The organism is Pseudomonas neuropathica (assembly GCF_015461835.1).
Taxonomy (GTDB): Bacteria; Pseudomonadota; Gammaproteobacteria; order Pseudomonadales; family Pseudomonadaceae; genus Aquipseudomonas; species Aquipseudomonas neuropathica.
Genome location: NZ_JACOPX010000009.1, coordinates 79,211 through 98,028 on the forward strand (window position 1 = coordinate 79,211; position 18,818 = coordinate 98,028).

Genomic DNA, 18,818 nt, shown 5'->3' on the forward strand with positions numbered 1-18,818 from the left:
AGCAGGCGAACAAAGCGCCTACTTGTGCGATACTCCGCGCCGCAGCAGCACAGAGCCAAAGCTCGCGAGTTTACAGGTCAAGCGCCGGAAATAAATATCCCGCCTCTTTATACCTACCACTTAGCGGAACGTTTCAAGTGCCCTTGACAAGACTTCAACTCATCGGCATGATTCGCGGCCTATTTTGTTTGCTATTTCCTAAAAAGTCTTTCGAGGAGCTCGACGGTGGCCAACTCACCTTCCGCCAAAAAACGTGCAAAACAGGCTGAGAAGCGTCGCAGCCACAACGCCAGCCTGCGTTCCATGGTTCGCACCTACATCAAGAATGTAGTTAAAGCCATCGACGCAAAAGACGCTGAAAAAGCTCAAGCTGCATACGTTCTGGCTGTGCCAGTTATCGACCGTATGGCCGATAAAGGCATCATCCACAAGAACAAGGCTGCTCGCCATAAGAGCCGCCTGAATGGCCACGTCAAAGCACTGAAAGAAGCTGCTTAATCCGACGTAGTCATTAAAAAACCGACCTTAGGGTCGGTTTTTTATTGCCTGCGATTTAGTAAACCCAGCGCAAAAAAATGTAGGAGTGAGCCTGCTCGCGATGACGGTTAGTCAGATGTACATTTGCTGACTAACACAGCTATCGCGAGCAGGCTCGCTCCTACATTGGTTTTGCGGTGTTATTGCTGGACGGGCACCCACGGCAGGATCGGGATCGCGGTCACGGCATTCTGCGGACTGCCTTCGATCAAGCGATCGCTGTAGACCAGATACACCAGCGTATTGCGCTTCTTGTCCAGGAATCGCACCACCTGCATGGTCTTGAATACCAGCGAAGTACGCTCCTTGAACACCTCATCGCCATCCTTCAGATCACCCTTGAACTTGATCGGGCCGACCTGACGGCAAGCGATCGACGCTTCTGCGCGATCTTCAGCCAGACCCAGACCACCCTTCACACCGCCCGTCTTGGCGCGCGACAGGTAGCAGGTCACCCCCTCAACTTTCGGATCATCGAAAGCCTCGACCACAATGCGATCGTTCGGACCGACAAACTTGAACACCGTCGACACCCGACCGATTTCCTCGGCCGAGGCCAGCAACGGCATCGCCATCAGCAAGCCCAACAATCCTTTCGCTAAACGCATCGAATTTTCCTTAGACCAGAATCAGGTTGTCACGGTGAACCAGTTCGGGCTCCGCCATGTAACCAAGCAAACCGACAATCGCATCCGACGACTGACCGATGATTTTTTGTGCTTCCAGCGCACTGTAGTTGGCCAGGCCACGAGCAATCTCACGACCATCGGGCGCCACACAGACGACCATCTCGCCGCGACGGAAACTGCCCTGCACCAACTTCACACCTACCGGCAGCAAACTTTTATTGCCCTTGGACAACGCCGACACCGCCCCCTCGTCCAACACCAAGGTCCCGCGAGTCTGCAAATGCCCGGCCAGCCATTGCTTGCGCGCCGCGAGCATGCCGCGCTCAGGCGACAGCAACGTGCCGATGCGCTCACCCGCTTTCAGGCGATCAAGCACGCGCTCAAGACGCCCGCCAACGATAATAGTGTGCGCACCGGAACGTGCAGCCAGTCGCGCAGCACGCAACTTGGTCTGCATACCGCCACGCCCCAGCGCACCGCCCGTACCACCCGCTACCGCATCGAGACTCGGATCATCGGCGCGCGCTTCGTAAATCAGCCGGGCCTCGGGATTGTTGCGCGGATCGGCGTCAAACATGCCATCGCGGTCGGTCAGGATCACCAGCAGATCCGCCTCGACCAGGTTAGCCACCAGCGCCGCCAGGGTGTCGTTGTCGCCAAAGCGGATCTCATCGGTAACCACGGTGTCGTTTTCGTTGATGACCGGGATGACTTTCAGCTCGACCAATGCGCGCAGGGTGCTGCGGGCGTTCAGGTAACGCTTGCGATCGGACAGGTCGTCATGCGTCAGGAGAATCTGTGCAGTGTGCCGGCCATGTTCGGCAAAGCTCGACTCCCACGCCTGCACCAGACCCATCTGACCAATCGCAGCGGCTGCCTGGAGCTCGTGCATCGCACTGGGTCGTGCGGTCCAGCCCAAACGGCTCATGCCGGCCGCTACCGCCCCGGAGGACACCAGCACCAACTCGACGCCAGCCTCATGCAAGGCCACCATCTGCTCCACCCAGACACTCATTGCCGCGCGATCCAGCCCTTTGCCATCAGCTGTCAGCAAAGCGCTGCCGATCTTCACGACCCAACGCTGCGCACCTGTCACCTTGCTCCGCATCATCTTCAACCTTAGCTTGAGGGCTACGCGACCCAGCGCCGCCCATGACGTTATTTGTGACTTGCGATTTCCAGATACTAAAACGCCGCTCGATTGAGCGGCGCCTTAGAAAAACGGCTTGCAGCGATGATAACACCGCCCCGAGATGAAGACTCAGCACACACCAGCGATCTTCTGGAGATCAAAAGATCGCAGCCTGCGGCAGCTCCTACCCAACGAATCAGTCACGCACGTAAATGATTTCCGGACCGTCTTCGTCATCCACATCTTCTTCGTCCCAATCATCGTCGCCGATGTCATGGACCGACTTCACACCGCTGCGACGCAGGGCACGCTTGTCATCCAGCGCCTGCAACTGCGCGCGGGCTTCGTCTTCGATGCGCTGATCGAGATCGGCCAGCTCTTCCTTGTAAGCCGGGTCATTGGCCAGGCGATCGGCGCGGTCTTCCATGTAACGCATGATGTCGTGGCACAGACGCTCGGTACCGATCTTGGCGATCGCCGAGATCACATAGACCGGACCGGTCCACTCGAGGCGATCAACGATTTCCTTGACGCGCTCATCGTGCTCTTCTTCAAGGATCTGGTCGCACTTGTTCAGCACCAGCCAGCGATCACGCTCAGCCAGGGACGGACTGAACTTGATCAGTTCGTTGACGATCACTTCAGCGGCATCCGGTGCGCTGGAATCATCCAGCGGCGCCATATCGACGAGGTGCAGCAACAGACGCGTACGCGCCAAGTGCTTGAGGAAACGAATACCCAGGCCAGCACCATCGGAAGCACCTTCGATCAGACCTGGAATATCGGCAATGACGAAGCTCTTCCAGCGATCAACGCTGACCACACCGAGGTTCGGCACCAGCGTGGTGAACGGGTAGTCGGCGACTTTCGGCTTGGCGGCCGAGACCGAACGGATAAAGGTACTTTTACCGGCGTTCGGCAAGCCCAGCAGACCAACGTCAGCCAGCACTTTCATTTCCAGTTTCAGGTCGCGCTGCTCACCCGGCTTACCCGGCGTGGTCTGACGCGGCGCACGGTTGGTACTGGATTTGAAACGGGTGTTACCCAGACCGTGCCAACCACCCTGCACTACCATCAGTTTCTGGCCAGCCTTGGTCAGGTCGCCAATCACTTCCTGAGTAGCAGAGTCGATCACCGTAGTGCCGACCGGCACGCGCAGGATCAGGTCTTCGCCCTTCTTGCCGGTGCAGTCAGTGCTGCCACCATTGGAGCCACGCTCGGCATCGAAGTGCCGGGTGTAACGGTAGTCGACCAGGGTGTTGAGGTTTTCGTCAGCCATCATGTAGATGGAACCGCCGTCACCACCATCACCGCCGTTCGGGCCACCGTTTTCGATGAATTTTTCCCGACGGAAACTCATGGCGCCATTGCCGCCGTCACCAGCCTTTACGCGAATCGATACTTCATCAACAAACTTCATAACCAACGCCTCTCGCCGTACGGACGAGCCGAAAAACAATCAAGACATAAGACTCTTGCAAAAATGAGCGCAGCGACCCCAAAACACGACATGTATCGCACGCCGACAGCCCATACAAACAGTTTTGCAAGAGACTCACCCCACAAACGAAAAAGCCCCGTCGCGAGACAGGGCTTTTCCAGCGATCGCGCAATTAAGCTGCGACAACGCTCACGTAACGGCGGTTGAACGCGCCTTTTACTTCAAACTTGATCACGCCTTCGATTTTCGCGAAGAGGGTGTGATCCTTACCCATGCCAACGCCGTAGCCAGCGTGGAATTGGGTGCCGCGCTGACGCACGATGATGTTGCCCGGAATGATTTTCTGGCCGCCATACATCTTAACGCCAAGGCGTTTGGCTTCTGAGTCGCGACCGTTACGGGTACTACCACCAGCTTTTTTGTGTGCCATGAGTCAATTCTCCTAGTGAGGAATTAGGCTGAAATTAAGCCTGAATACCGGTGATTTTGATCTCGGTGTACCACTGGCGGTGGCCCATACGCTTCATGTGGTGCTTACGGCGACGGAACTTGATGATGCGGACTTTATCGTGACGACCTTGGGAGATCACTTCAGCCACAACGGTAGCGCCAGCAACAACTGGAGCGCCGATATTCACGTCGTCGCCATTGGCAACCAACAGAACGCGATCAAAGGTAACGGATTCGCCGGTAGCGATTTCCAGTTTTTCGATCTTCAGGTATTCACCCGGGGCGACTTTGTACTGCTTGCCGCCAGTAACGATTACTGCATAAGACATGGTATTTCTCCGATAATCCTGCTCACCCAGCTCTTTATAAGAAGAGGTATTGGCTGGCATGGCTGCATAAGGCTGGAAGGCCCGTTGCAATTGCGTAAGGCAGGTGCTGCCCAGGAAGTTCAGGGTGCGCGATTGTACGCAAGGCGCGGCAGGCTTGCAAGTAGCCGTCCATCGCGCCTTGACAGGTCTGGACGGGGGTCCTAGCATGCCGCGCAACCCTTCTGGAGCGACTCTCGCTGATGCAACCCCAAGCTTTCTACCGCGCGGTGGCGGACGATTTTAGCGCCGTCGACGGCATCATCAAGAAGCAGCTGACTTCCCGAGTACCGCTGGTATCGAAAATCGGCGATTACATCACCTCGGCCGGCGGCAAACGTCTGCGTCCTTTATTAGTGTTGCTTTGTGGCAAGGCCCTGGGTCGCGAAGGCGACGACATGCGCCTTTTGGCCGCCACCATCGAATTCCTGCACACCGCCACCCTGCTGCATGACGACGTGGTCGACATGTCCGGCATGCGCCGTGGCCGCTCGACCGCCAACGCCATGTGGGGCAACGCCCCGAGCGTGCTGGTCGGCGATTTCCTGTACTCGCGCTCGTTCGAAATGATGGTTGAACTGGGCTCGATGCCGGTGATGAAGATCCTGTCCCAGGCCACGCGCATCATCGCTGAAGGCGAAGTACTGCAACTGTCCAAGGTACGCGACGCCAGCACCACCGAAGAAACCTATATGGAAGTCATCCGCGGCAAGACCGCGATGCTCTTCGAAGCTTCGACCCACAGCGCCGCTGCATTGGCCGGCGCTACCGCTGAGCAGAGCGAAGCCCTGCGCACCTTCGGTGATCACCTCGGTGTGGCGTTCCAGTTGGTCGACGACTTGCTCGACTACAAGGGCGACGCGGAAACCCTGGGCAAGAACGTCGGTGACGATCTGGCCGAAGGCAAACCGACTCTGCCGCTGATCTACACCATGCGCGAAGGTACGGCTGAACAGGCTGCCCTGGTGCGTCAGGCGATCCAGAAAGGCGGGATCGAAGATCTGGAAAGCATCCGCATTGCCGTGGAAGCTTCTGGTTCGCTGGAATACACCGCGCAACTGGCCCGTGATTACGTGGCCCGTGCGATCAAGTGCCTTGAAGCGCTGCCGGCCAGTGAATACCGCGATGCGCTGGTAGAACTGAGCGAGTTTGCGGTCGCCCGTACGCACTGATTCTGCCCGCATCATCAAAAGCCGCAGCCTTCCTTCGAAGCCTGCGGCTTTTTGTTGGCTGTCCTCTCGCGATTAAAACCCTATACAATGTGCGACTTTTAGCGATCCATACCCAAGGAGCCTTAGTGAGCACGTTGCCACCCTGCCCGAAATGCAATTCCGAATACACCTACGAAGACGGTACCCAACTGGTGTGCCCGGAGTGCGCCCACGAGTGGTCCGCCAGCGGCGAAGCCGAAGTGGCGTCTGATGATGCCGTGAAGAAAGATTCGGTCGGCAACGTCCTGCAGGACGGCGACACCATCACCGTGATCAAGGATCTGAAAGTAAAGGGCACCTCGCTGGTGGTCAAGGTTGGCACCAAGGTCAAGAATATCCGTCTGTGCGATGGCGACCACGACATCGACTGCAAGATCGACGGCATCGGCCCGATGAAGCTCAAATCCGAGTTCGTCAGAAAGGTCTGATTCCGCTGTCATCCATCCCGCGCCAGGCGTGGGATGGTGCTTTGCCCTCCCGCTCTATCCCAGCAAAACCGCGCAATAGCCAAACGCCAGCCGCTTTGACCTTACGCAATCTTTACCCGGAAAAAATCAGAATCTGCCAATAGGCGCTTGCTATTTAGATAATAAGAATTATTCTCATCAAACACCTTCAATGGAGATGAGAACCATGACTTATCTAATCGACGCCTGGCTGGATCGCCCACACCCTTACCTCAGAATCCTCCATCGGGAAACCGGTGAAGTCTGTGCGGTGCTTGAAGAAGAAGCCTTGCATGAACTGCAGGATCAAGGGGATCTGGACGTCAGCAGCCTGAATTCCAGCGAGCCTTTGGTGCTCAAGGAACTGGTGCGCAATCTGTTCCTGTTCTGCTACGCCCGGGCCTTGCGCCCGACCAGTGAACTGCAGCACAAGATAGAACTATGAGCATCACCCAAAAAACTGTGGGAGCCAGCCTGCTGGCGATGGTATCAACGCGGTCCTGAAGGAAAACCCGGTCGACCCTATCGCCAGCAGGCTGGCTCCCACATTAGCCCGCCATCAAGGCAGGCCCGGTCTTACAGAACGTCCAGCAGCTCGACGTCGAATACCAGAACGCTGTGCGGCGGGATGCTGCCGACGCCTTGAGCGCCGTAAGCGAGTTCGCTCGGCACGTACAGACGCCATTTGCTGCCGGCGTTCATCAGTTGCAGGGCTTCGGTCCAGCCAGCGATCACGCCGCCAACCGGGAATTCTGCAGGCTGGCCACGCTCGTAGGAGCTGTCGAACACAGTGCCGTCGATCAGTGTGCCATGGTAGTGAGTACGTACTTGATCTTCACGGGTCGGCTTGGCGCCTTCGCCCTGAGTCAGCACTTCGAATTGCAGGCCGGAAGCCAGGGTAGTGATGCCGTCACGCTTGGCGTTTTCAGCCAGGAAAGCCAGGCCTTCGCCAGCAGCGGCTTCAGCTTTGGCAGCGGCTTCGGCTTGCATGATTTCGCGGATAACCTTGAAGCTGGCGGACATTTCTTCCTGACCCACACGGCTTTCCTTACCGGCGAAAGCGTCGGTCAGACCGGCCAGGATCGCGTCCAGGCTAACGCCAGGTGGCGGGTTGTCGCGCAGCTGGTCGCCCAGTTGACGGCCGATGCCGTAGCTGACGCGGGTTTCGTCGGTGGACAGATTTACTTCGGACATGACACTGCTCCGCTGTGCGGACGGCCACAAGACTTGCCGTGCGAGCACAGCGCGTCCCGGCGCGCCCGGAACCAAAAGGGCGAGCAGACTAGCACAGATGCCCGGCGATGGGGCGCAAGGCCTACAGGGCTGAACGCCAGGCGAGCGGCACCTTCAGGCATTCATCGATACTGCCGCCCAGGCCGCACATTTCGTCATGCACCAAGGTGTGGACAAGATTGAAGGGCAGCACCGGAAACGCATGCAACAGATCCCGCGCATGCTCCACTGATCGCAGGGTCAGCATCTTGCCTTTGGGGTCACTCAACGGATATGCCGCCCCGTGCATCCGCGCTTCGAGCAGATAAATCCCGCCCTCCATGGAGATCAGGTTCAACTCATCGACCTTCCTGGCGATGGCAAACGCATTCAGCTCTTGCAGGTTCATGAACGCACCTCACAAAGTGGCGAGTCAGGACCTCTACAGGGATATGCTCGCGCGCACCAAAGCACAAGCCACAAACGACACCGCCCGTCTGTTTCGCAACAGACGGGCGGTGTTTTTTGCAGCGATCAATGGCTGATCAGTGCTTGGTGACCTTATCCAGATAACCCATGGCGAACGCCGAGACGACGAAGGTCATGTGGATGATCACGTACCACATCAAGTGCTCGGGATCGACGTTCTTGGCATCCATGAAGATGCGCAGCAAGTGGATCGAAGAGATCGCCACGATCGAGGCCGCCACTTTCATCTTCAGCGAAGAAGAGTCCATGGTGCCGAGCCAGCTGAGCTTTTCCTTGCCTTCGTCGATGTTCAGTTCAGAGACGAAGTTCTCGTAGCCGGAAATCATCACCATCACCAGCAGGCCGCCGACCAGTGCCATGTCGATCAGCGACAGCAGCACCAGAATCAGTTCCGACTCGGCCATCGAAAAAACGTTGGGCAGGATGTGGAACACTTCCTGGAAAAACTTCAGTGCCAGCGCCAGCAACCCGAGCGAGAGCCCGATATAGATTGGCGCCAGCAGCCAGCGCGAGGCGTACATTGCATTTTCGATAAAGCGTTCCATTGAATCTCACACAAGGGGGTGGAAATGGCGGCGAGTATACCAGCCCCCTGTGACAGCCAGAAACTGCCCGAAAATCCGCCACCTGCGCGTGTGGATGATTTTTTCTGCTAGTGTCGAAACCATTGACAGCCCAGTGACTGCAGACAGGACGTGTGGAAATGGATGTGCGATTACCGATAACGATGGCCGGAATTTGCCTTGCTCTGTTGATCAGCGGTTGCTCGCCCGGCGACGAAAAACACGCCACCAGCCTTGAAGAAAAAACGGCAACGTTCGAACAGTCACTGGACGCCATCACCGACTCCAAGCTCAAGGACGCCATCACCGAACTCGGCGGCTCACTGCTGCTGCTCGAACGCGCGCAACTCAAGCTCAACGACAATCCGTCGCGCACCGAATACGGTGAAGACGCGCTCGCCGTGCTCAAGCACTACCCTGCCCCGCAGACGCTGGTCGATACGTTTATCAACGGCCTGTTCGTGCTGCACAAGGATGCCAGCTCCGATTACCTCACCGATCTGCAACCGGTGTTCCCGTTCAACCTGAACATTCCCGGCGGCTTCTTGTTTCCACACGGTGTGGAATGGCAGTCGGTGACGTTGAGCAACAAACGCGTGATCGCCTATCAGCCGGAATGGTCGGAAACCGATCCGGGCATTCAGCTCAGCCCCTCCAGCTCCAACGTCACCAACCCCGACGACCTGACCGTAACCTACCCGTTCATTGACGGACTGGACGTGGACAAGAAGTCCCTGCCGCAACCGGTCAGCCTGCAAGGCCAGATCGAAGTCATCGCACCGCGCCGCTTGTACAGCTTCGACCTGACGCAAAAAGACGTCGGTCAGACCCGCAGTAACGACAACCTCAGCGTCAAACTGCTGAAGCTCGAGAACAACTACGCCGAAGTGGAGTTCAGCAACAATTTGCCACTGGCTGCGGAAGTCGCAGAGACGCAGCTCAATCCGCTGATCGTCCAGGCCCGCGACAAGACCGGGCAATACCTGATACGCGCCGGCTCGATCAACGAGAGTCCGGAGCAAGTGGCCTTCTATGAAAAACAACTGGCCTACCTGCAACAGCAGAAGGGCTGGAGCGATGCGCTGGAAAAGCAACTCACCGAAGAGCAACAGGCATTCGAGGACAAGCACCCGCGTCGCTATAACAAGGTCTATTTCAATGGCCCGATCGACACTCTGGAAGTCAGCGTGCTCGACTTCTCCTCGGCGACGGTGACGCGAAAATCGCTGGATCTGCCGATTCGCACGTTCAATCAACATACGACGCAGAAGGCCATTCAACCGCTGGATCTGCCAGTGACGGTCTACGACGATCTGGCAGCCAACTGGCTCAAGGGTGCGAGCCTGACCGAAGAGCAACTGAAGGCAGGCATTCGCATTCATCAATACGTTGAAGAACCGAGCGCTGCACGCATCGAGTTTTCCCATCGCCGTACGTTCAACGATGAACTGCTGGGCGATGACTTCAGCCCGGGGGTCAGCCCTGTCACGTTCTTTACCGAAAAACGCAGCGGCAAACTCGATGAACCGATCGAACTGCCGCCCGAGGCGTACCAGGTCGATCCGCTGCGCGCGACGATCACTTACGACCTGAACCTGTTCCCGGAAACCCCGGCGATCGCCGTCGGTTCAATGCCGCTGTTTCTCGCGACTGTGGCCAAGCAGGCATACGACGCCAAGTCCTTGCCCAAAGGTCTGGAGATCAAGAACAATCTGCTGGTGGCGGACCTGAAATTGTTTCCGCCCAACGAATGGCGTTTCTTCGTCAAAGACGACAGCGGCAACTACCTCAAGCAGATTCTTTCTGTCAGCCACGATGCGAGCGCAGAAGGCCCGGCGCTGTTCGGCGTGCACTATTTTTATGGCCGCCCGACGCACGTAGAAACCTATCAGCGCACCGACCTCGCCACTGTGCAATACGGCTTTGAGGTCAAACTCGACAGGGCGCAGGTGCCTGAGGCTGCCCATTGAAGAACCACATCAAAAGATCGCAGCCTGCGGCAGTGCCTACAGGGCGCGGCTACGGCCACCGTTGATCTGCCGCAACTGGGCTTGCAGGTGCAGGCTCCAGATCTGCGGATCATCGGCCAGTTCATAGCCGTGCAAGGTCAGGCTTTCAACGATGGTGTCGAGTATCGATTCGGCGGCGACCGGTCCATGAAACGGGCCTTGGGCCTTGATGGCGGAAGGTTGCTCACCGGCCATGCCGGCGGCGAAGAGCAGCGTCCACATGCCGTTATCGCCGGCCAACGGCTTGATGGCGCATTCGATACGGGTCACAAGACCCAGGCATTGACGGGTGAGACAGAGGTTGCGCGACATGGCGGCGACCCTCGGTGAAGCCGGTATTCAGCCCTCACGGGAGGACTGGCTCGATCCAGTGATACTGTCGATATCCTTGAGCTGAGAATAGAAGAAAAGTCCGCTGCGCAAGCCGAATGGAACCAGAAGGCGCCGAATGGTCATTGTGTGAATATTGGCGTCAGAGTTGTGGCGAATTTTCCGAAGATCACCACAAAGGCCAATGTAGGAGTGAGCCTGCTCGCGATAGCGGTGTGCCAGGCAACTTATTCGCCGACTGACACTCCGCTATCGCGAGCAGGCTCACTCCTACAGTAGTTTGACCGCGCCAGGCTTAAGCCGGTTTGGCCTCGGCCAGCGCTTCTTGGGCCAACTCTTTTTCGGCTTCCTTGAGGTCTTCTTCGCTGATCATCTCGGCGATGTCGCGCAAGCGCTCGACCACCCGTGCGTTGATGCTGCCTTCGGGGAATTCGCCATCGGCATTCGGTTCACCGGCCGGTTCACCCACCAGCAAGCTCAACGCCTCGTCGGCCTGGCGCACCGCGTACACGTGGAACTGCCCGGCACGCACCGCCGCCAACACTTTCTCATCAAGCATCAGCGTGGCCACGTTGGCCTGCGGAATGATTGCGCCCTGCTCGCCAGTCAGCCCGCGCGCTTCGCAGAGCCGGAAGAAGCCTTCGATCTTCTCGTTGACCCCGCCCACCGCCTGCACTTCGCCGAACTGATTGATCGAACCAGTGATCGCAAAGCACTGCTTGAGCGGGGTTTTCGACAGCGCCGAAATCAGCGTGCACGCCTCGCCCAGCGACGCGCTGTCGCCGTCGACGTAACCGTACGACTGCTCCAGCGCGATGCTCGCGGAAATCGCCAGCGGGAATTCCTGGGCATAACGGCTGCCCAGATACCCGGTTAGGATCATCACACCTTTGGAGTGAATCGGCTGGCCGAGGTTGACCTCACGCTCAATGTCGACAATGCCGCTGCCACCCGGATACACCGTGGCAGAAATCCGCGCCGGCACACCGAACGCCGAGTCGCCGACCTCGAGCACGGTCAGACCGTTGCACTTGCCGACCGCCGCACCATCGGTGTCGATCAGGATGATCCCGGCGAGCATGTCGTCGAGAATCCGCGCCGACACACGCCCGGTGCGCGTGGCTTTGGCTTTCAGCGCACGTTCTATATGCCCGGCATCGGTCATCTCATCGCCGGCCAGATGACGAATGAAATCCGCCTCGCTGACCAGTTGGAACAGATCACCAATGCGCGCCGACAAACGCCCTTGGTGCTCGGCCAAACGTGCGCTGTAAGTCGCCAGGCGCGCTACCGCATCAGCGGTCAGCGGCGCCATGCCTTCTTCCGAAGTACGGGTTTTCAACAGCTGGGCGAATTGCTCCAGGCTCTCGTCGACCATCGGGATGTCTTCGTCGAAGTCGACCAGAACACGGAACATCTCCTGGAAGTCCGGATCGAGATCTTGCAGCGTGTAGTACAGCGACCGCGCACCGATGATGATGACTTTGACCTGCAACGGAATGTGCTGCGGGTTGAGCGTCACGGTGGCGAAACGGCCCATCTCGCCCAGCGGCGATTCCATTTTCAGCTTGCGCGATTGCAGGGCGCGTTTCAGCGCATCCCACACGAACGGCTCGCTGAGCATTTTTTCCGCTTCAAGAATCAGGAAACCGCCGTTGGCGCGGTGCAAGGCACCCGGACGCAACTGGCGATAGGTGGTGTAAAGCGCGCCCTGATCGGTGGTGTATTCGATGCGGCCGAAGAGGTTTTCGTAAGTCGGGTGCGGCTCGAAAACGACTGGAGCCCCGCCGCTGGACGGATGACCGACCACCAGGCTCGGCGCGTATTGCTCTTCCAGCAGCTTGCGCGCGACGGCGTCGGTCTTGCTGTCGTCAACCAGTTGCTCGACCACGGTTTTCAGCAGATAGACCTGCATCGCTTGCAGGTAACCGCAGACCGCAGCGTTCTCGGCGTACTTCTCCGACAACGGCGACAGCAACGGCTGCAAGGCCAAGGTGATGGTTTCTTCGTTGAGCGAGCGCAGTTGATTGTTCGACTCACGCTTCCACTGCGGCAGACTGGCGAGTTCTTCGTTCAGGCGCTCTTCGAGGCCGGAAATGTCATCGTGGAATCGCTCACGATCGGCTTCCGGCAACTGGGCAAATTCCGCTTCGTCCAGTGCTTTGCCGTCGAGCATCGGCGTGAAGGCGATGTTGCTGCTGTCGCGATACAGGGCAACGTCTTTTTCCAGGGCCAGGCGCTCGATGATGTCGAGGGCCTTGTCGTAGCGCTGGTTGAATGCACGGTCGATGGCGCTTTTCTTTTGCTGATAGGACGGGTGCTCGAACACCGCTGGAAACGTCGCCAGCAGGTTGTCGATCAAACCGTTGATGTCACCGATGAATGCGCCGGCCGTGCCCGAAGGCAGTTCCAGCGCACGCGGCTCGCGCGGCTCATCGAAGTTATTGACGTAGACCCAGTCCGCCGGGGTCTGCAGGCGCTTGCCTTCGGCCTTCAGGTAGCGTTTGACGAACGAGAAACGACCAGTGCCGGGCTCGCCCATGACGAATACGTTGTAACCGGGGCGTGGCATGGCCACACCGAACTGCAAGGCTTCGACCGCGCGTTCCTGGCCGAGCACACCGCGAAAGGGCTCCAGATCATTGGTGGTAGTGAAGCTGAACTGTTCAGCGGAAAACGGACGGGTCAGCGCTTCGGGCGCGAGACGCAAGCTGGCAGCAACAGGATCAGGCATCGGGCTTCCTTAACAATCAGGCGGGGCAGATAGCGGCATTCTGGCGCTGCCTGTGCCCCACTGGCAAGGCGCGCCATACGACAAAGCATAGACAACCGCGCCTCTGCACAGCAGCCCCCCTGAAACCGGGGTCATTAGCGAATCTTTTGTAAAAAATCACGGAACCGCAGGAACATGCCTAAACTCCAAACTGCGCGGCTGGAACTAATACCGGCCCACTGGCTTCGTTTTGATCTGTTTCGTACAGAGCTTGGGGGGCCAGAACCCTGTCCATTGGTATGCACATAAAGAGAACAAAGCTATGAAACGGATTCTTCTCGGTACTCTCTTCACCGCTGTATCCATCAACGCAATGGCGCAAGCTCCAGGCGGTCCGGATTGCGGTTGGGGCAACATGCTGTTCGAAGGTCAGCGTGGCACCCCGGCGCACTTCCTCGCTTCCACCACCAACGGCACGTCCGGTAACGCCACCTTCGGGATGACGTCCGGCACCAACGGCTGCTCGACCAACGCGTCGCTGACCTACGGCGGCAAATCCTGGTTTGCCATGAATGGCATGATGAACGAGCTGTCCGAAGACATGGCCAAAGGCAACGGCGAAGCGCTGACGACTTATGCCGTGGTACTGGGCGTGGCGCCGGAAGACCGTGCGCACTTCGCGGCTGTGACTCACGAGCACTTCCAGCAGATCTTCAGCAAGGCTGATGTGACCGCTGAAGACGTGCATACCAACACCCTGGCCGTACTGAAATCGGATCCTCGTCTGGCCAAGTACGCGACTCAAGCTTAAGCTCGACCCCACCCGCTTCCTTCGGGAAGCGGGTTTTGTTTTTTCGGCCCGCCCTCCTTGGGTCTTTATTTCTTTCCTGTTCAAGTTGCCGACTATGCTCAAACGCCTTGCCTGGCTGGCGCTCTGTGTCTGCGCCCCGCTGTCCGCCGCGCCCCACATCGACCCTCAACGTTTGCAGCAACTGGCCAACGACCGCTTCTGGATTTCCCTCGGTCACTACGAAACCGCCAAGCTTGGCGGCTGGCGCAGCTATGTCAGCGACAAGAAATTCTTTCTCGCGCCCGATGGCAATGAACATCCCGATCATGAGCTGGAAGCCACCGTGCAAGCGCTATACGCCCCGGCGAGCCTTGGCGAGCAACATGCGCAATGCGTTTATCCGGCACGCACCCGCTGGCTGAAGGCGCAACTGAACCTGACCGATCTGCCGACGCCCGAGTGCGCCGAGTACAAAAAATGGTTCAAGGACGTCTCGCCGCACAGCGCGGTGATGATCTTCCCGGCGGCGTACTTGAACAGTCCGTCATCGATGTTCGGCCACACCCTGCTACGCATCGATCAGGCCGATGTGCAGGCCGACAAGACCTCGCTGCTCAGTTACGCGATCAACTTCGGCGCCTACATCGAAGGTTCGGACAACAGCATTCTGTACGCCTGGAAAGGTTTGATGGGCGGCTATCCCGGGTTGTTCGCGCTGGTGCCCTATCAGGAAAAACTCTCGGAATACCGCAGCCTGGAAAACCGCGATCTGTGGGAATACCGACTGAACCTGACCCAGGAAGAAACCGCGCGCATGGTCGAGCATGTGTGGGAGTTGAAGCAGATCCAGTTCGACTACTTCTTCTTCGACGAAAACTGCTCGTATCGTCTGCTTGAATTGCTGCAGGTGGCACGCCCGAGCCTGCGTCTGACTGAACAATTCCCGTTGACCGCGATTCCCACCGACACCGTCAAAGCGGTGAAGGAAGCCGGGCTGGTGGAAAGTATCGAATACCGCCCGTCCCGCGAGCGCGAATTGCTCAGCCGTGCCGAGCCTTTGAACAGTGACGAACAGCAATGGGTGCTGAACGTCAGCGCCGATCAACAGCAGTTGCAGAATCCGGCGTTCAAAGCCCTGCCCCGCGATCGTCAAGCGTTGATCATCGACGCGGCATATCGTCTGGAGCGCTACCGCGCCAACGGCCAGGAACGTGATCCGCAACGGGCGCAACGCAGTTTCGAACTGCTGCGGGCGATCAACAAGAACCCCGCCCCCGAACTGGACATCCCGCAACCGGGCTTGCCCGAAGACGGCCACGAATCGCGCACCTGGCAGGCCGGTCTCGGCACCCGTGGCGACCGTGCGTTCGGTGAGTACGGCTTGCGCATGGCGTATCACGATCTCAACGACAACGCCGAGAGCTTCCCGCTCGGCGCGCAGATCGAGATCCTGCAGATGAAACTGCGTCAGTACGAGGGCAATCAATGGCAGTTTCAGCAACTGGATCTGGCGACCATTCGTTCGCTGACACCGCGCAATGAACTGCTGCAACCGCTGTCGTGGCAAGTCACTGGTGGTCTTGAGCGCGTACCGGGCAAGCACGATGACGAGACGCTGGTCAGCCACGTGAATGGTGGCGGTGGCGGCACTTGGGCGTTGGGTGATGACGTATTGGGTTTTGCCCTCGGCACCGTGCGCGTCGAGCACAACAATGACTTCGCCGAATTCGTCTCCCCGGCCGGCGGTTTCAATACCGGCGTGCTGTGGAAAAACCCGCTGGGCAATCTCAGCCTCGAAGCCAAGGGTGATTACTTCTTCAATGGCGAAGTGCGCCGTAGCCTTAGCCTGAATCAGCAGTGGGAGTTGTCGCGCAACCTCGGTTTACGCCTGAGTGCGCAGCGTGAGTTCAGCCATCTCGCCACCCCGGAAACCGAGGTCATGCTTGAAGTGAAGTGGTATCACTACTGATCCCGAACACATCCATCCTGTAGGAGTGAGCCTGCTCACGATAACAATTCATCAGTCACTGGTGCGGTGACTGATACACCGCTATCGCGAGCAGGCTCACTCCTACAGGGGATTTGTGGTGCTCAACGAATTACTCACATGCCTTTCACCAACGCTCGACGAATCAGCTTCTAGACTTTTCCCATAGGCCGGAGAACCGGCGCGGGAGAGTGCGATGTGGCGGTGTGCGGGTTTGCTGGGTGTTGTGCTGTTACTGGGCGGTTGCCAGACCACCCATGAAGATCTGATCGCCAAGGGTTATCCACCGGCCTTCGCCGACGGCTTCGATGACGGTTGTGTCAGCGGTCGTCAGGCGGCGGGTTCGATCAGCGGCGAGTTTCGCAAGAACGTGCCGCGCTATCTGAAGGACAAGCAATACGCCGAAGGCTGGACCGACGGCTTCCGCCAGTGTCAGGCAATGCTGGAAAACAAGGACCGCGAACAGTATCGCAATGAACATTGGGACGAACGCGAGCGCGCCTGGCAGCAACAGAAAGATCAGGACGCCGGGCGGGCCTATCGCTCGCAATAGGTCGTTTCCAGACATCCAGTGAAACCAAATGCCTGCGAGCATGGCCCAAACCTCATACGAGGAGGACACCATGAGTCGCGCATTCGTCAACGAAGACAACGCCGCCGCGCAAGCCGATCAGCCGGTAGAACGGCAGGTCAGCACGCAGCCCAACTACGTCACTGCTCAAGGGTTCGCGCAGCTGCAGGAGAAAGTCGCCGAACTGCAAACCTTGCATGCCGAACAATCGGCCAAAGGGGAGCAGGCTGACAAGCAGCGTCTGGCGGATCTCGAAAGGGATTTGCGGTATTTCAATCAACGCCTGAGCAGCGCACAAGTCGCGGTTGCCGCGACCTCCACCGACAAAGTGCAGATCGGCAGTTGGGTGACCTACGCCGACGAACACGACACCGAACGGCGGGTGCAACTGGTCGGCGAAGATCAGGCCGATGCCAGCAAAGGCCTGATCAATTGGGGCTCACCCTTGGGCCGGGCGCTGTTCGGTGCCCGGCTCAATGACGAGGTGCTGTGGCAGCGCCCCGCCGGCGATCAAGTGATTGAAGTGATCCGCATCGAACCGGCTTAAACCACGCCCTGCGCGAGCATTGCGTCGGCGACTTTGACGAAGCCGGCGATGTTCGCGCCTTTGACGTAGTTGATCCGCCCGTTTTCTTCGCCGTAATGCACACAAGCGTGGTGGATCGACTGCATGATCGCGTGCAGCTTGCTGTCCACCTCACCTGCCGTCCACAGCAAGCGCATGGCGTTCTGCGACATCTCCAGACCGCTCACTGCCACGCCGCCAGCGTTGGACGCTTTGCCCGGCGCAAACAGAATCCCGGCCTCGATAAAGATATCCACAGCCTCGAGCGTGGTCGGCATGTTTGCGCCCTCAGCTACGCACACGCAGCCATTGCGCAGCAGTGTGCGCGCGGCTTCGGCGTCGAGTTCGTTCTGCGTAGCGCACGGCAGCGCGATGTCGCACGGCAACGACCAAGGCAACTGACCGGCGCGGAATTCCAGGCCGAACGCTGCGGCCAATTCGCTGATGCGTCCGCGTTTGACGTTTTTCAGTTCCAGCAGCGCCAGCCACTGCTCCTCACTCAACCCGGCTTCGCAATACAACGTGCCTTCGGAGTCGGACAGGGAAATCACCTTGCCGCCCAGGTCCATCACCTTGCGCGCCGCATATTGCGCGACGTTGCCGGAACCGGAGATCGCCACACGCTTGCCTTCGACGGTCTGCCCGCGGCGTTTGAGCATTTCTTCGGCAAAGTAGACGCAGCCGAAACCAGTGGCTTCCGGACGAATCAGGCTGCCGCCGTAGGTCATGCCTTTGCCGGTCAGCACACTGGTGAACTGGTTGCTCAGGCGCTTGTACTGGCCAAACAGGAAACCGATCTCACGCGCACCGACACCGATATCACCGGCCGGCACGTCAACGTCGGCGCCGATATGGCGATACAACTCGCTCATGAACGCCTGGCAGAAACGCATGACTTCAGCGTCGCTCTTGCCCTTCGGATCGAAGTCGGAGCCGCCCTTGCCGCCGCCCATTGGCAGCGAGGTCAGGGAGTTTTTAAAGGTCTGTTCGAAGGCGAGGAATTTCAGCACGCCCATGTTCACCGACGGATGGAAACGCAGGCCACCCTTGTACGGGCCGATGGCGCTGTTCATCTGGATGCGGAACCCGCGATTGACCTGGACTTTGCCCTGATCGTCGACCCACGACACGCGAAACATCACCGCGCGCTCCGGCTCGCAAATGCGCTCCAGAATCCCCGAGCTCAGGTAATGCGGATTGGCTTCGAGAAACGGCCACAAACTGCGCAGGACTTCTTCGACGGCCTGGTGGAATTCGGGTTGATCCGGGTCGCGTTTTTTCAGGCGAGCGAGGAAGGATTCGACGGATTCGATCATGGGAAAAGTCTCGGCAAATTTATTGTCGTTGGAGGAGATTGAGCCGGACTGTAACAAACGAA

The 18,818-nt window shown here is 58.4% G+C and carries 20 protein-coding genes; 9 read left to right on the plus strand and 11 right to left on the minus strand.

The genetic code is table 11. The features are described 5' to 3' along the window. Positions 1-225 precede the first annotated feature (225 nt). Entirely contained in the window at positions 226-498 is a 273-nt protein-coding gene (rpsT, locus tag H8F23_RS14630) for a 30S ribosomal protein S20 (RefSeq protein ID WP_003228351.1), read from the plus strand. Positions 499-677: 179 nt separating this feature from the next. Here rpsT and H8F23_RS14635 read toward each other — a convergent pair whose 3' ends face one another. The 5 genes from H8F23_RS14635 to rplU all read right to left on the minus strand — a co-directional run bounded on the left by H8F23_RS14635 (position 678) and on the right by rplU (position 4,518). Further along, entirely contained in the window at positions 678-1,145 is a 468-nt protein-coding gene (locus tag H8F23_RS14635) for a CreA family protein (RefSeq protein WP_194934838.1), read from the minus strand. A 10-nt stretch (positions 1,146-1,155) separates the two neighbouring features. Beyond that, positions 1,156-2,274, minus strand: coding sequence for a glutamate 5-kinase (gene proB, locus H8F23_RS14640; protein WP_194934839.1), 1,119 nt, complete (start codon positions 2,272-2,274; stop codon positions 1,156-1,158). Positions 2,275-2,494: 220 nt separating this feature from the next. Then, positions 2,495-3,718, minus strand: a complete 1,224-nt coding sequence (gene cgtA / locus H8F23_RS14645; protein ID WP_016986202.1) for an Obg family GTPase CgtA — start codon at positions 3,716-3,718, stop codon at positions 2,495-2,497. Between the two features lie 193 nt (positions 3,719-3,911). Then, positions 3,912-4,169 (minus strand): 50S ribosomal protein L27, encoded by a 258-nt coding sequence (rpmA, locus tag H8F23_RS14650; protein WP_003176049.1) that lies wholly within the window; start codon positions 4,167-4,169, stop codon positions 3,912-3,914. Positions 4,170-4,203: 34 nt separating this feature from the next. Then, a complete protein-coding gene (rplU, locus tag H8F23_RS14655) occupies positions 4,204-4,518 on the minus strand; it encodes a 50S ribosomal protein L21 (RefSeq protein WP_003176051.1) in 315 nt (104 codons plus the stop codon). 239 nt (positions 4,519-4,757) lie between these two features. Between rplU and H8F23_RS14660 the strand changes: the two genes are divergently transcribed. The 3 genes from H8F23_RS14660 to H8F23_RS14670 all read left to right on the plus strand — a co-directional run bounded on the left by H8F23_RS14660 (position 4,758) and on the right by H8F23_RS14670 (position 6,656). Beyond that, on the plus strand, positions 4,758-5,726 hold the full coding sequence (locus tag H8F23_RS14660; RefSeq protein ID WP_034153846.1) for a polyprenyl synthetase family protein: 969 nt from the start codon (positions 4,758-4,760) through the stop codon (positions 5,724-5,726). Positions 5,727-5,851: 125 nt separating this feature from the next. Continuing rightward, a complete protein-coding gene (locus H8F23_RS14665) occupies positions 5,852-6,193 on the plus strand; it encodes a zinc ribbon domain-containing protein YjdM (protein ID WP_016986200.1) in 342 nt (113 codons plus the stop codon). A 205-nt stretch (positions 6,194-6,398) separates the two neighbouring features. Continuing rightward, positions 6,399-6,656 (plus strand): PA4570 family protein, encoded by a 258-nt coding sequence (locus tag H8F23_RS14670; RefSeq protein WP_007909813.1) that lies wholly within the window; start codon positions 6,399-6,401, stop codon positions 6,654-6,656. A gap of 131 nt (positions 6,657-6,787) precedes the next feature. Here H8F23_RS14670 and H8F23_RS14675 read toward each other — a convergent pair whose 3' ends face one another. The 3 genes from H8F23_RS14675 to H8F23_RS14685 all read right to left on the minus strand — a co-directional run bounded on the left by H8F23_RS14675 (position 6,788) and on the right by H8F23_RS14685 (position 8,457). Continuing rightward, positions 6,788-7,405, minus strand: a complete 618-nt coding sequence (locus H8F23_RS14675) for an FKBP-type peptidyl-prolyl cis-trans isomerase (protein WP_008078561.1) — start codon at positions 7,403-7,405, stop codon at positions 6,788-6,790. Between the two features lie 121 nt (positions 7,406-7,526). Continuing rightward, positions 7,527-7,832 (minus strand): DUF6482 family protein, encoded by a 306-nt coding sequence (locus H8F23_RS14680; protein WP_194934840.1) that lies wholly within the window; start codon positions 7,830-7,832, stop codon positions 7,527-7,529. Between the two features lie 136 nt (positions 7,833-7,968). Beyond that, positions 7,969-8,457: a TIGR00645 family protein gene (locus H8F23_RS14685; protein WP_007909801.1), complete on the minus strand. Its 489-nt coding sequence runs from the start codon at positions 8,455-8,457 to the stop codon at positions 7,969-7,971. A gap of 158 nt (positions 8,458-8,615) precedes the next feature. On the opposite strand from H8F23_RS14685, the gene H8F23_RS14690 reads away from it, so the two are divergent. After that, the gene (locus H8F23_RS14690) at positions 8,616-10,445 is read left to right on the plus strand and encodes a hypothetical protein (RefSeq protein ID WP_194934841.1); all 1,830 of its coding nucleotides are present in this window, start codon (positions 8,616-8,618) and stop codon (positions 10,443-10,445) included. A gap of 36 nt (positions 10,446-10,481) precedes the next feature. Here H8F23_RS14690 and H8F23_RS14695 read toward each other — a convergent pair whose 3' ends face one another. Together H8F23_RS14695 and H8F23_RS14700 are read right to left on the minus strand one after the other, a co-directional pair. After that, the gene (locus H8F23_RS14695) at positions 10,482-10,796 is read right to left on the minus strand and encodes a PA4575 family protein (RefSeq protein ID WP_194934842.1); all 315 of its coding nucleotides are present in this window, start codon (positions 10,794-10,796) and stop codon (positions 10,482-10,484) included. Positions 10,797-11,109: 313 nt separating this feature from the next. Continuing rightward, positions 11,110-13,548 carry a Lon protease family protein gene (locus H8F23_RS14700; protein WP_095048709.1) on the minus strand — a complete coding sequence of 813 codons (2,439 nt, stop codon included), beginning with the start codon at positions 13,546-13,548 and terminating at the stop codon, positions 11,110-11,112. A 301-nt stretch (positions 13,549-13,849) separates the two neighbouring features. On the opposite strand from H8F23_RS14700, the gene H8F23_RS14705 reads away from it, so the two are divergent. From H8F23_RS14705 to H8F23_RS14720, 4 genes are all read left to right on the plus strand, one after another. Then, a complete protein-coding gene (locus H8F23_RS14705; protein WP_007909797.1) occupies positions 13,850-14,338 on the plus strand; it encodes a DUF3015 domain-containing protein in 489 nt (162 codons plus the stop codon). A gap of 94 nt (positions 14,339-14,432) precedes the next feature. Next, positions 14,433-16,286 carry an Lnb N-terminal periplasmic domain-containing protein gene (locus tag H8F23_RS14710; RefSeq protein ID WP_194934843.1) on the plus strand — a complete coding sequence of 618 codons (1,854 nt, stop codon included), beginning with the start codon at positions 14,433-14,435 and terminating at the stop codon, positions 16,284-16,286. A gap of 214 nt (positions 16,287-16,500) precedes the next feature. After that, the gene (locus tag H8F23_RS14715; protein ID WP_093434789.1) at positions 16,501-16,857 is read left to right on the plus strand and encodes a hypothetical protein; all 357 of its coding nucleotides are present in this window, start codon (positions 16,501-16,503) and stop codon (positions 16,855-16,857) included. A 70-nt stretch (positions 16,858-16,927) separates the two neighbouring features. Next, the gene (locus H8F23_RS14720) at positions 16,928-17,422 is read left to right on the plus strand and encodes a GreA/GreB family elongation factor (protein WP_194934844.1); all 495 of its coding nucleotides are present in this window, start codon (positions 16,928-16,930) and stop codon (positions 17,420-17,422) included. Here the strand turns inward: H8F23_RS14720 and gdhA are convergent. Then, a complete protein-coding gene (gene gdhA / locus H8F23_RS14725) occupies positions 17,419-18,756 on the minus strand; it encodes an NADP-specific glutamate dehydrogenase (RefSeq protein ID WP_194934845.1) in 1,338 nt (445 codons plus the stop codon). The two genes, H8F23_RS14720 and gdhA, sit on opposite strands and share 4 nt — an antisense overlap. Positions 18,757-18,818 lie beyond the last annotated feature (62 nt).

Coding starts and splice junctions, on each gene's coding strand:
- H8F23_RS14635 (WP_194934838.1), bottom strand. CDS start 1,145: ATGCGTTTAGCGAAAGGATTGTTGGGCTTGCTGATGGCGATGCCGTTG.
- proB (WP_194934839.1), bottom strand. CDS start 2,274: ATGCGGAGCAAGGTGACAGGTGCGCAGCGTTGGGTCGTGAAGATCGGC.
- cgtA (WP_016986202.1), bottom strand. CDS start 3,718: ATGAAGTTTGTTGATGAAGTATCGATTCGCGTAAAGGCTGGTGACGGC.
- rpmA (WP_003176049.1), bottom strand. CDS start 4,169: ATGGCACACAAAAAAGCTGGTGGTAGTACCCGTAACGGTCGCGACTCA.
- rplU (WP_003176051.1), bottom strand. CDS start 4,518: ATGTCTTATGCAGTAATCGTTACTGGCGGCAAGCAGTACAAAGTCGCC.
- H8F23_RS14660 (WP_034153846.1), top strand. CDS start 4,758: ATGCAACCCCAAGCTTTCTACCGCGCGGTGGCGGACGATTTTAGCGCC.
- H8F23_RS14670 (WP_007909813.1), top strand. CDS start 6,399: ATGACTTATCTAATCGACGCCTGGCTGGATCGCCCACACCCTTACCTC.
- H8F23_RS14675 (WP_008078561.1), bottom strand. CDS start 7,405: ATGTCCGAAGTAAATCTGTCCACCGACGAAACCCGCGTCAGCTACGGC.
- H8F23_RS14680 (WP_194934840.1), bottom strand. CDS start 7,832: ATGAACCTGCAAGAGCTGAATGCGTTTGCCATCGCCAGGAAGGTCGAT.
- H8F23_RS14685 (WP_007909801.1), bottom strand. CDS start 8,457: ATGGAACGCTTTATCGAAAATGCAATGTACGCCTCGCGCTGGCTGCTG.
- H8F23_RS14690 (WP_194934841.1), top strand. CDS start 8,616: ATGGATGTGCGATTACCGATAACGATGGCCGGAATTTGCCTTGCTCTG.
- H8F23_RS14695 (WP_194934842.1), bottom strand. CDS start 10,796: ATGTCGCGCAACCTCTGTCTCACCCGTCAATGCCTGGGTCTTGTGACC.
- H8F23_RS14700 (WP_095048709.1), bottom strand. CDS start 13,548: ATGCCTGATCCTGTTGCTGCCAGCTTGCGTCTCGCGCCCGAAGCGCTG.
- H8F23_RS14705 (WP_007909797.1), top strand. CDS start 13,850: ATGAAACGGATTCTTCTCGGTACTCTCTTCACCGCTGTATCCATCAAC.
- H8F23_RS14710 (WP_194934843.1), top strand. CDS start 14,433: ATGCTCAAACGCCTTGCCTGGCTGGCGCTCTGTGTCTGCGCCCCGCTG.
- H8F23_RS14715 (WP_093434789.1), top strand. CDS start 16,501: ATGTGGCGGTGTGCGGGTTTGCTGGGTGTTGTGCTGTTACTGGGCGGT.
- H8F23_RS14720 (WP_194934844.1), top strand. CDS start 16,928: ATGAGTCGCGCATTCGTCAACGAAGACAACGCCGCCGCGCAAGCCGAT.
- gdhA (WP_194934845.1), bottom strand. CDS start 18,756: ATGATCGAATCCGTCGAATCCTTCCTCGCTCGCCTGAAAAAACGCGAC.